Source organism: Rhodanobacter sp. C06 (assembly GCF_002001105.1).
Classification (GTDB): Bacteria; Pseudomonadota; Gammaproteobacteria; order Xanthomonadales; family Rhodanobacteraceae; genus Rhodanobacter_A.
Genome location: NZ_MUNP01000014.1, coordinates 1 through 10,784, shown reverse-complemented (window position 1 = coordinate 10,784; position 10,784 = coordinate 1). Strand labels below are relative to the sequence as shown.

14 protein-coding genes are annotated in these 10,784 nt (G+C 69.6%); 6 read left to right on the top strand and 8 right to left on the bottom strand.

Annotated features, from left to right (window positions below; all coding sequences use genetic code 11):
• Window positions 1-103: 103 nt before the first annotated feature.
• Window positions 104-544: a secondary thiamine-phosphate synthase enzyme YjbQ gene (locus B0E52_RS00215; RefSeq protein ID WP_077480560.1), complete on the bottom strand. Its 441-nt coding sequence runs from the start codon at window positions 542-544 to the stop codon at window positions 104-106.
• A 13-nt stretch (window positions 545-557) separates the two neighbouring features.
• The gene (gene pdxH, locus B0E52_RS00210; RefSeq protein ID WP_077480558.1) at window positions 558-1,145 is read right to left on the bottom strand and encodes a pyridoxamine 5'-phosphate oxidase; all 588 of its coding nucleotides are present in this window, start codon (window positions 1,143-1,145) and stop codon (window positions 558-560) included.
• Between the two features lie 136 nt (window positions 1,146-1,281).
• Between pdxH and B0E52_RS00205 the strand changes: the two genes are divergently transcribed.
• Complete coding sequence (locus tag B0E52_RS00205; protein ID WP_077480556.1) at window positions 1,282-2,121, top strand: kinase; 840 nt, start codon at window positions 1,282-1,284, stop codon at window positions 2,119-2,121.
• Window positions 2,122-2,386: 265 nt separating this feature from the next.
• Here the strand turns inward: B0E52_RS00205 and B0E52_RS00200 are convergent, their stop codons facing one another.
• Window positions 2,387-2,731, bottom strand: coding sequence for a heavy metal-binding domain-containing protein (locus B0E52_RS00200; RefSeq protein ID WP_077480554.1), 345 nt, complete (start codon window positions 2,729-2,731; stop codon window positions 2,387-2,389).
• A 31-nt stretch (window positions 2,732-2,762) separates the two neighbouring features.
• On the bottom strand, window positions 2,763-3,596 hold the full coding sequence (locus tag B0E52_RS00195; RefSeq protein ID WP_077480552.1) for an SDR family oxidoreductase: 834 nt from the start codon (window positions 3,594-3,596) through the stop codon (window positions 2,763-2,765).
• Between the two features lie 23 nt (window positions 3,597-3,619).
• On the opposite strand from B0E52_RS00195, the gene B0E52_RS00190 reads away from it, so the two are divergent.
• The 5 genes from B0E52_RS00190 (at window position 3,620) to B0E52_RS00170 (ending at window position 7,472) form a co-directional block, all read left to right on the top strand.
• Window positions 3,620-4,174, top strand: a complete 555-nt coding sequence (locus B0E52_RS00190; RefSeq protein ID WP_077480550.1) for a shikimate kinase — start codon at window positions 3,620-3,622, stop codon at window positions 4,172-4,174.
• A complete protein-coding gene (gene aroB / locus B0E52_RS00185) occupies window positions 4,171-5,265 on the top strand; it encodes a 3-dehydroquinate synthase (RefSeq protein ID WP_077480548.1) in 1,095 nt (364 codons plus the stop codon). Before B0E52_RS00190 ends, aroB begins: the two co-directional genes overlap by 4 nt.
• A gap of 132 nt (window positions 5,266-5,397) precedes the next feature.
• The gene (locus tag B0E52_RS00180; protein WP_077480546.1) at window positions 5,398-5,658 is read left to right on the top strand and encodes a WGR domain-containing protein; all 261 of its coding nucleotides are present in this window, start codon (window positions 5,398-5,400) and stop codon (window positions 5,656-5,658) included.
• Window position 5,659: 1 nt separating this feature from the next.
• Complete coding sequence (hemE, locus tag B0E52_RS00175) at window positions 5,660-6,736, top strand: uroporphyrinogen decarboxylase (RefSeq protein ID WP_077480544.1); 1,077 nt, start codon at window positions 5,660-5,662, stop codon at window positions 6,734-6,736.
• A 40-nt stretch (window positions 6,737-6,776) separates the two neighbouring features.
• Window positions 6,777-7,472 carry a hypothetical protein gene (locus B0E52_RS00170; RefSeq protein WP_077480542.1) on the top strand — a complete coding sequence of 232 codons (696 nt, stop codon included), beginning with the start codon at window positions 6,777-6,779 and terminating at the stop codon, window positions 7,470-7,472.
• A gap of 194 nt (window positions 7,473-7,666) precedes the next feature.
• On the opposite strand, the gene B0E52_RS00165 is transcribed toward B0E52_RS00170, so the two are convergent.
• The 4 genes from B0E52_RS00165 to B0E52_RS00150 all read right to left on the bottom strand — a co-directional run bounded on the left by B0E52_RS00165 (window position 7,667) and on the right by B0E52_RS00150 (window position 10,705).
• Window positions 7,667-7,906, bottom strand: a complete 240-nt coding sequence (locus B0E52_RS00165; protein WP_139351531.1) for a hypothetical protein — start codon at window positions 7,904-7,906, stop codon at window positions 7,667-7,669.
• Window positions 7,907-8,002: 96 nt separating this feature from the next.
• Window positions 8,003-8,377, bottom strand: a complete 375-nt coding sequence (locus B0E52_RS00160) for a hypothetical protein (RefSeq protein WP_343124488.1) — start codon at window positions 8,375-8,377, stop codon at window positions 8,003-8,005.
• A 170-nt stretch (window positions 8,378-8,547) separates the two neighbouring features.
• A complete protein-coding gene (locus B0E52_RS00155; RefSeq protein ID WP_254426652.1) occupies window positions 8,548-9,708 on the bottom strand; it encodes an acyltransferase in 1,161 nt (386 codons plus the stop codon).
• A gap of 100 nt (window positions 9,709-9,808) precedes the next feature.
• A complete protein-coding gene (locus tag B0E52_RS00150; protein WP_139351530.1) occupies window positions 9,809-10,705 on the bottom strand; it encodes a LysR family transcriptional regulator in 897 nt (298 codons plus the stop codon).
• Window positions 10,706-10,784: the final 79 nt, after the last annotated feature.

Here is a 10,784-nt window from a genome sequence, read left to right as displayed (position 1 = left end):
GCGCATCGTCTGACGTTCTCCCTCTCCCCCAACGAGGAAGCTGTTGGGGGAGAGGGAGAACGTCAGACGATGCGCTGCGGACAGTGGCTCGCCAGCCACGTACTCAATGCCCCAACACCGTCACCGTGACCCTGCGCTGATGCGGGTCGCGGCGGTGCTCCCACAGGAACAGCCCTTGCCAGGTGCCCAGCTGCGGCTTGCCGCCGTGCACCGGCACCACGAGGCTGACGCCGGTGAGCACGGCGCGCACGTGGGCGGGCATGTCGTCGGGGCCTTCGGCGTCGTGCTGGAAGATCGCGTCGCCGTCGGGCACGGCGCGGGCCAGCCAGCGTTCGAGATCCTCGCGCACGGTGGGGTCGGCGTTTTCGCTCAGCAGCAGCGAGCAGCTGGTGTGCGCGGTGAACACGTGGGCGATGCCGAGCTGCACGCCGCTGGCGGCCACCACGTCGGCGACCTGGCTGGTGATCTCGGTGAATCCGCGGCCGCGCGTGTGCACCGTGAAGCCGTGTTGTCCGGCATGTTCGGCGGGCACGGAACGGCTCATGGCACGGCTCTCCTCATGGATACAGCAGGCGGTGCGTCCAAGTCTGGCCGTGCCGGCTCCAGCGCACGCGCTCGTGCAGGCGGAACTCGGCGCCGTACCAGAACTCGACCGTGTCCGGTTCGACCAGGTAGCCGCCCCAGTGTGGCGGGCGCGGCACGTCGCGGCCTTCGAACTCGCGCTCGTAGCGCGCAACGCGCTCGTCGAAGCTCTGGCGGCTGGGCAGGTTCTGCGACTGCAGCGAGGCCCAGGCGCCGAGCTGGCTGCCGCGCGGCCGGGTGGCGAAGTAGGCGTCGGATTCCTCCGCCTGCAGCTTGCGCGCCACGCCCTCCACCCGCACCTGCACGCCATGGCGCAGCTGCTTCCAGTGGAAGCACAGCGCCACCTGCGGATGCGCCGCCAGCTGGCTGCCCTTGTCGCTGTCGTAGTTGGTGTGGAAGCGCAGGCCGCGCTCGTCCACGCCCTTCAGCAGCACGATGCGCGAGGCCACGCGGCCGTCGGCGTCCACCGTGGCCAGGTTCATCGCGGTGGGCTCGGGGTCGCCGGAGGCCTTCGCCTCCTCCAGCAGTTGCCGGAAAGTATCGAGAATTTCGGGGCTCAGCATGGCGGCGAAACTTTTCCCTTGAATCGTGGCGCGCGCGCGCCATCATGTCGCGGATGAAACCGGCACATCTTAACCCAATCCCCCACCCCGCCCGGGTCCACGGCCGGCTGCGCCCACCCGAAGCGGAAGGCCGCCGATGAGCGCGCCCAAGCCGCGGATCGCCGCCCCGAACGCCTCGCTGGCCGGCCACCTGCTGGACCAGTACGCCGGGCGCATCGCCCGCTCGCGGCGGCCCTACATCATCGGCGTGTCCGGCCTGCAGGGCAGCGGCAAGAGCACGCTGGCGCGCGAGATGAAGGTACAGGCCGAAGGGCGCGGCTGGCCCACCGAGGTGCTGTCGCTGGACGACTTCTACTATTCGCGCAGCGACCGCGAGCTGATGGCCCAGCAGATCCATCCGCTGCTGCGCACCCGCGGTGTGCCGGGCACGCACGAGATCGAGCTGCTGCTCTCGGTACTGGCCGCGCTGCCGCAGGCGTCGGACAAGCTGCACGTGGCGTGGCCGCATTTCGACAAGGGCCGCGACACGCGCATGCCGCCCTCGCGCTGGCCGCGCGTCACCCGACCACCGAAGCTGGTGATCGTGGAAGGTTGGGCATTGGGCATCCGTCCGCAGCCGCAGGTCGCGCTGGACGAACCGGTGAACCGGCTGGAACGCGAGGAAGACGCCGACGGCAGCTGGCGCCACTGGGTCAACAAGCAGCTGCGCGGCTACCAGCCGCTGTGGCGCAAGTTCGACGCGCTGATCGTGCTGCAGGCGCCGAACTGGGACGTGGTGCGCCGCTGGCGCGGCGAGACCGAGGAAGAACTGCTGGCGCGCCACGCGCCGCTGGCGATGGACGCGGCCAGCATGGAGCGCTTCCTGCAGCACTTCGAGCGGCTGAGCCGCCACGCGCTGGCCACCCTGCCCGCGCTCGCCGACAGCGTCGTGGAGTACGACGACGACCGCCACATGACCGGGCTCACGCATTCGTGACGAAGCTCCCCCTCTCCCTCCGGACGCGGGGAAGGGCCATGGATGGCCCTGCTCTGAGGAGCGAGGAAGAGGGGTCGGGAGTGAGGGTTCGGCTGACTCGAAATACAGCAACCGCCTTGCCTGATGCCGCGAAAGTGCTTCCTGCACTTTCCCGGCTCGTCCGGCCCGGCAAGCCGGGCCGGACTCCGCAGGGCAATCGCCGTGGCGATTGCCCTGCGTGCGATCCATCCGTGGATCGCGTGTAGCGGGCCGCTGCAGCCGCCTGCTACACCGGCTCCACCTGCACCGCCGTGCCGTAGCTCAGCACCTCGGTGACGCCCTCGGCCACGTCGTTGGCGTCGTAGCGCATCGCGACCATCGCGTTTGCGCCCATCGTGGCGGCGTGCTGCAGCATCAGCTCGAACGCCTCCTCGCGCGCCTTCTCGCAGAGTTCCGTGTAGATCGTGATGTTGCCGCCCACCAGGGTCTGCAGCGCGGCGCCGATGTTGCCCACCACGCTGCGCGAGCGCACGGTGATGCCGCGCACGATGCCCAGCGTGCGCACCACGCGATAACCGTGCAGCTCGTTGCCGGTGGTGACCATGCCGTGCGGGATCGGGAAATTGGCCATGCGGGTTCTCCTAGATGGAAAGACGGACCGTTCAAGTATCCAGCAGCGCGGCGTAACCGGCGCGTGCATCGGGCCACGCCGGCACCCAGCCGCTGGCCCGCAGGCGGGCGTTACCGAGTCGCTTGCTACCCACCCCGGTTGGAGCCGGCCCTTCGGCAGGCAACGGCGCGTCGACCAGCTGGGCGAGGAAGTCGTACAGCTCGTCCAGCGGCAGTGGTGTGTCGTCCACGCCCAGGTACAACGGTGCGGGCGACGGCAGGCGCAACAGGTGCGCGATCGCCGCCGCCGCATCGTCCACATGAATGCGGTTGGCCCAGTGCGGCGTTTCGCGCGGCGCGCGCGCCGCGCCCGCGCGCAAGCGCTCGATCAGCTGCAGGCGGCCCGGTCCGTACAAGCCGGCGAGGCGCAGCACGGTGGACGGCACGGCCTGCGCGGCCAGCCACTGTTCCGCCTCCAGCAGCAAGGCGCCGTTGAAACCCGGCGGCGCGGGCGGCGTGGCCTCATCCACCCAGTCGCCGTCGTGCTCGCCGTACACCGCGCTGGAGGACACCAGCAGCACTTGCCGGAGCGCGCGCACGTCCAGCGCCGCCAGCAGCAGGCGCAGGCCGTCCACGAACAGCGCGCGGTAGGCCTCCTTGTCGCGCGCATCCGGCGCGGGCAGGTACACCAGGCGCGTGATGCCGACGGGCAGGCCGACCAGGGTGTGCGGCGCGGTGAGGTCGGCGCCCAGCCAGCGCAGGCCGGACGGTGCATCGGGCGGTGGACTGCGGCGCAGCGCCCACACCTCGTCGCCCTGCGCCAGCAGGCGCGCGGCCACGCGCAAACCCAGATCGCCGCAACCGGCCAGCAAGATTCGTTCAGCCATCCAAACACCTGTAAAGTGACGGGATGAATCCGTCGCGCAACCTGTTCCTGATCGGCCCGACCGGCGCGGGCAAGACTTCGCTCGGCCGACGCCTCGCCGCACATTATGGCCTCGCCTTCGTCGATCTCGACCACGAGATCGAGCGGCGCACCGGCACCGATGTCGCCACCGTGTTTGCCGTCGAGGGCGAAGCCGGCTTCCGCCGCCGCGAGAGCACGCTGCTGGCGGAACTCAGCACCGGCGACGGCGTGCTGCTGGTCACCGGCGCCGGCGCGGTGCTGGATGCGCACAACCGCGCCCTGCTCGCCACCCGCGGCTACGTGCTGTGGCTGCAGGCCGGCGTCGAACAGCAGTTGGAACGGCTGGCGCACGACCATCAGCGCCCCTTGCTGGCTGGCACGGATCGCCGCACTCGGCTTGAGGCGATGGCCGTGATCCGCGAACCGCTGTACCGCGAGACCGCTGACCTCGCCCTGCCACCCACCCAGGGCATCGCGACGATCTGCGCCCAGGCCATCGCGCTGATCGACCGGCACTGGCAGCGCCACCCCCTCCTCACACCCTCGCCCACCGCATGAACGCTAGCAACCCCACCGCCATCGACGTCACCCTCGGCACGCGCAGCTACCCGGTCTGGATCGGCCGCGGCCTCCTCGGCGACGCCGCGCGCTGGCGCGCCCGGCTGCGCGGCCGCCACGTGCTGGTGGTGAGCAACACCACGGTGGCGCCGCTGTATCTGGAGCGCGTGGCGCAGGGGCTGGAAGGCCTTGCGTGGTCCAGCTTCCTGCTTGACGACGGCGAGGCGCACAAGAGCTTCGCGAACGTGGAGCGCGTGCTGGAAGCGCTGGCGAAACTCGGCGCCACCCGCGACGCCTGCGTGATCGCGCTGGGCGGCGGCGTGGTGGGCGACCTCGCCGGCTTCAGCGCCGCCTGCTGGATGCGCGGCATCGACTTCATCCAGATGCCCACCACCTTGCTGGCGATGGTGGATTCCTCGGTGGGCGGCAAGACCGGCGTGAACCTGCCTGCGGGCAAGAACCTGGTCGGCGCCTTCCACCAGCCGCGCGCGGTGGTGGCCGACATCGACACGCTGGCCACGCTGCCCGATCGCGAATACCGCGCGGGCCTCGCCGAAGTGGTGAAAGGCGCGGCGATCGGCGACGAACCCTTCTTCGCCTGGCTGGAAGCGCATGCCGACGCGCTCGCCGCCCGCGACGAGGCCGCCGTGATCGAGGCGATCGCGCGCAAGCTGCGCTACAAGGCCGGCGTGGTGGCGCGCGACGAGACCGAACAGGGCGAGCGCGCCCTGCTCAACCTCGGCCACACCTTCGGCCACGCGCTGGAAACCGCCGGCCGTTACACCACCTTGCTGCACGGCGAAGGCGTGGCGGTCGGCATGCTGCTCGCCGCGCGGCTGTCCGAGCGGCTGGGCATGGGCGCGGCCGCCGACACCGCGCGCCTGCAAGGCCTGCTGGAGCGCATCGGCCTGCCCGTGGCGATCCCGCCCGGCATGGACGCCGGACAACTGCTCGCACTGATGCGACTGGACAAGAAGAACACTGCCGGCACGCTGCGACTGATCTTGTGGCGCGGCATCGGCAAGGCCGAGATCGTGGCGGGCGTAAACGAAAACGACGTGCTGGCCGTGCTGCGCGAGGCCATCGCGTAGGAGCGCACCCTGTGCACGAATACCCTGCTGCCGATCGGAGCAAAAAGCATCGCGCACAGGGTTCGCTCCTACAAAGCCCGTGGCTCGCCTGTAAACTGTAGATCCCGGCTCACGCTCGACGCCACGGACGCCATGCGCCTCTACCTGCAAAACCTGCCCGGCAGTGCCGAGCCGCCACGCTACGTCCAGATCGTGCTGGAACAGGATCTGCTCGGCGGCTGGACGCTGTACCGCGAAACCGGTCAGCAGGGCGGCAAGGCCACGCTGCGGCGCGAGCAGTTCCTGGAGCGCGACGCGGCGATCGCCGCGTTCGAGAAGGCGCGCGACACCCAGCTCAAGCGCGGTTACCGCCTGATGTTCGCCCAAGGCCTGGAAGGCCCCTACGGACGATGAAATGACTGCAGTGTTGAAGAACGACCGTTTCCTGCGCGCGCTGCGGCGCGAACCCGTCGACACCACGCCGATCTGGGTGATGCGCCAGGCCGGCCGCTACCTGCCCGAGTACCGCGCCACCCGCGAGCGCGCCGGCAGCTTCATGGGGCTGGCGCAGAATCCCGAGTTCGCCTGCGAGGTGACGCTGCAGCCGCTGGAACGCTTCGACCTCGACGCCGCGATCCTGTTCTCCGACATCCTCACCATCCCCGACGCGATGGGCCTGGGGTTGTCGTTCGCCCACGGCGAAGGTCCGCAGTTCGCGCGCCCCGTGCGCGGCGCCGCCGACATCGCCAAGCTCGCCGTGCCCGACATGGATGGCGAACTGCGCTACGTGACGGACGCGGTGCGGCTGATCCGCCGGGAGCTGGCCGGCCGCGTACCGCTGATCGGCTTCGCCGGCAGCCCGTGGACGCTGGCCTGCTACATGGTGGAAGGCCAGGGTTCGCGCGACTTCGCGCGGCTCAAGGCGCTGTGCTGGAACGAACCGCGGCTGGCGCACCAGTTGCTCGACGTGCTCGCGCGCAGCGTGGCCAGCTATCTCGCCGCCCAGGCTGCCGCCGGCGCGCAGGCGCTGATGATCTTTGACAGCTGGGGCGGCATGCTGGGCCCCGCGCCGTTCCGCGAATTCTCGCTGCGCTACCTGACGCAGATCGTGGCCGAACTGAAGGCCGACGCGCACGCGCGCGAACTGCCGGTGATCCTGTTCTCCAAGGGCGCCAACGCCAGCCTCGCCGCGATGGCCGACTCCGGTTGTGCCGCGCTGGGCGTGGACTGGACCATCGATCTCGCCGACGCTCGTCGCGCGGTGGCCGGCAAGGTGGCGCTGCAGGGCAACCTCGATCCCGCGATCCTGCGCGCCAGCCCCGAAGTGATCCGGCGCGAAGCCCGTGCCGTGCTCGACAGCTACGGCAACCATCCCGGCCACGTGTTCAACCTCGGCCACGGCATCACGCCGGAAGTCGATCCCGAGCACGTGCGCGTGCTGGTGGACGAGGTGCATGCTTACGGACGGGTGTTGCGCGGCGCACCGGCCTGATCATCAGGCCGGCCGACGACGGAGCATCATCGGAGCCTTCATGAAGACCACGGGTATCGCGTTGTCCGGCTGGCTGGCGTTGACGGGTTTCGCCGCTTCGGCGCAAACCGATCTCCCCGCGGTGAACGTCACCGCGCCGCCGTTCTCGTCGCAGCATGGCGGTTACCTGATTTCCGGCGACTTCAAGGTCGATCCGCGCATGCCGTCGGTCGTGTTTCCCGCGCAGGCACTGGTGAAGGGCGACATCCTCAACATCGAGCCAATGTCCCTGCAGGACAACGAATACCTGGTACTGCAGGAATGCGCGTCGGCCGATTGCCACGAAGCCAGCATCGTGCGCTTCTGGACCGCGGACAACATCGGTGGCGATGATGCACGCTACAACCGCGTGCGGATCACGCACGAGAACAAGTATTTCATCTGGCTTAAGCGCCTTCCGGAGGTATCGGGCCAGAGCTGCGGCCAGGGCTGGTTCAAGTTCAGCAACGACACCACCCGGTGCGGCAGCCATTTCACCAGCTTCCAGCAGCTCAGCCCGCCGCTGATGCTGATTCCCAACGGCGTTCTGGCGGCCTTCCACCAGGCGGCGCTGCAGAAGGCCATGCAGAGTGGGCCGGTGCGAGTCAGGCAACAGGCGCACGAAGGGGCCACCTACGTGGTGACGTACGAGGGCGGCAGCGTCGCGCGCATCCAGCGCATGCACGTCACGCGCGGGGACCGGCAAGATCAGCGATGACTGCCTGTTCGCCAGGCATTTAACCGCGAACGTGGGTCCGGTGGGCCAGTTGCATGCTTATGGATGGGTCTTGTGCGGTGGTTGATGCCGTCGCGTCGGGGAGTCGCCCTGGTTGCCCGCTTCTCGCGCAACACGATCACGCCATCCGGAACCTGTGACCCATCGACCGCGTACGGCTCGGCGCTTGCCTCAGTTCAACCGCACGATCCGCAGCAGGTGCTGCCGCCGCTGATGTGCACCGGCTGCTCCAGCAGACTCGCGCCGCAACCCAGTCCCTGCAGCTTCTCCAGCACCTGCGCGGCGCTTGCCCGGGTGAGCACTTCCAGGCGGCCGTGGCCGGTGTCCAGCGTGACGGTGGCGTGGGCGTCGAGCGTGCGCATCGCGATGGCGATGCTGGCGGCGTCGTGCGGGCAAGCGGAGAGTTCGAACTGCATCGTGGGCACCGTGTCGGGATCGCCGGCACGCGCCGGCGCGCCATGATGCAGGGGACCCGCCCGCCACCCCCTGATCCAGGTCAACCGATGCGCAACTCAGCGCACGTGCACCCAATGCACGTGGATGCCGTTGGCGCGGTCCTCGGCGCGAAAGCCTTCGCGTCCGTCCGCCACGATGCCCCAGCTCGAGCGCATCGCGCCGGCCTGGACGCGGTCCACGCGCACGTGCTCGCCCTTGGGGATGGCGAAGCGCGTCTCGACCACCATCACGCCTTCGCGCTGGTAGACCAGGGTGGCGAGCCGGCCGACACCGGCACCCCAGCCGATGTGCACCTCGCAGGCCACGGGCGCGTGCACGCCGCGGTTGTCGAGGCTCCAGCTTTCGGACCGGGTGAGCAGCGACTGGAGTTCGGGGTTGCTCCAGTCCACGGTGTTGCCGGATGGCGGTTTGTCGTAGCGGCTCATATTCATGGTGGATCGTTGGCCAGACACCGGTTTCGCAGGATGTTCCGTGCACGCGGACGGGCGCGCGCCCTCACGGGCACTCGCCACCGTACCCGCACGAAGATGAAATTCTTGCAATGCCACGGTCATGCTGTCGGCAGAAGCGGCCCGTGCTTGAGGCGTACCCGCCAGGCGAGCTAGCCTGGCTGCACGCTCATGCGGTCGCCCGATGCCGCACCCAGCAGCCGCACACGCAGCCGGCGTTCGCATGGCACCGACAACCAGCGTTCCACCGCCGCGCCCAGCAGCCAGCACAACCCCAGCGCCGGCAAGTACCACAGCCAGCCCTGCGCCGGATCGCCGCCCCAGGCACGGTACCCGCGCACCACGGCGTAGACCACGAACATGTGGGTGAGGTAGATCTCGTAGCTCATCCGCCCCCAGGCGCGCAGCCAGCCGAAGCCACGCAGCAGCCGCACCTCACCCCGTTCTGCACGCCAGCGGCTGCACAGCAGCAGGCACAGCGACGACAGCGTAAGCACCAGCATGTAGCCGTCGCGCAGCCAGTGCCACAGCGCGCCGCCATCCAGCAGCACCGCGCCCAGGCCCACGGCGCCGAGCCAGCCCAGCAGTACGACGGTACGCCGCGGCGGCGGCCAGGCATCGACCAGCAACGCACCGAGCACGCCGGTGGCGATCGCCGCCATGCCCGGCAGGTAAGCCTTCTCCAGCCAGATCTCGTTGCCGTGCAACGCCGCGCGTGCCCATGGCAGCGACGCGGCCAGCGCGATCAGCAAGGGCACCAGCAGCGCGCGCCGGCGCGTGAGCAGGCACAACAGCGGGAAGCCGAGATAGAACGCCTCCTCGATCGACAGCGACCACAGTACGTCCCAGCCGCCCGGCAGATAGCCGGTTTGCGCCTCGTACCAGTTCAGGTGCAGGCCCAGCGCGGCGAGGATCGCGCGCGGCAGCGACTGGTCGGCGCGATGGAACACGTAGTCCTGCGCGCCGAGCTGATGCAGCACGCTCAGCACCAGCAGCAGTGCCAGCAGGCAAGGCACGATGCGCGCGAAGCGCCGCGTGTAGAACGCGCGCACGTCGATCGCCGCGAGGCTGCCCCAGCGGCGCAGCGCATTGCCCGCGATCAGGAAACCGGAGATCACGAAGAACACGTACACGGCCTCGTAGCCGTTCCAGTTCAACCGGTTCAGCAGCCATGTCGGCAGCACGTCGGCCAGCGCGGTCTTCTCCAGCGGGATGCGCAGGCCCAGATGATTGAACACCACCAGCACGATCGCCAGGCCACGCAGCGCGTCGATGCCGGCGTTGCGCGAGCCCGCATCCCCCGCTCCCATCATCCTCGTCCCCGTTGCATGAACCGCCTCGCGCATGTTCCCTGCCCCGTCGTGTCGAAGCGCGATGGTGGCGGCATGGTTGGCATCGGGCAAGATACCCGCCTCAACCCGGCGGCTCGGCCATCCAGCGCGCCGCCGCGAAGTCGATGAAGGCGCGGGTGCGCGCCGGCAACTGCTTGCCGGGCGGCCACACGATGTACACCGGCAAGGCCGGCAACTGCCAGTCGTCCAGCACGGTTTCCAGCCGACCCTGGTCGAGCAGGTTGCGCACCTGCCACAACGCGGCCACGCCGACGCCCAGACCGGCCGCCACAGCGGCGTTGCAGGCCGCCGCGTTGTCGGCGCTGAAACGCCCCTGCACCTCCACCCGCCGCCGTTTGTCGGCGCGCCGGTAGCTCCAGTGCTGCGCGTCGTGGGTGGAGCGCCGCACGATGCATGCATGTCGGCGCAGGTCGGCGGGCGTGCGCGGCCGGCCGTGCCGCGCGAAGTAACCCGGCGCGCCTATCGTCACCATCCGCAGCGTGCCGAGCTGGCGCGCGTGCAGTCGGCTGTCGGGCAACTCGCCCAGGCGCACTGCGGCATCCAGCTTCTCGCGCTGCAGATCGACATGCTGGTCGGCCACCACCAGCTCCACGTCCACGTCGGGGTAGCGCTCCATGAATGCCGCCACCACCGGCACCACGTGCGGCGCGCTGAACTGGGTGGAGCCGCCGATGCGCAGGCGGCCGTCGATGCGCGCGCCATGCTCGGCGAGTTCCGAGCGGGCCAGGTCGATGTCGGCCAGCGCCACCTTGATCCGCGCATGGAAGGCCAGCCCCGCCGCGGTGGGTTGCGCGCGGCGCGTGGTGCGCTGGATCAGCTCCACGCCCAGCTCCTGTTCCAGCCCCTGCAACGAACGGCTCACCGCCTGCAGCGAGCGATGCAGGTGGCGCGCAGCCGCGCTGAGGTTGCCCTGTTCCACGATGGCGACGAAGACGCGGTAGTCGTCCAGGCTGGCCACGGCATTCTCCCGATTTTCGTGATAGTAAGTCCATGTTATCGCCTATTCTCCTGAATCGTCTCCAGGCGAAGAATGGCCC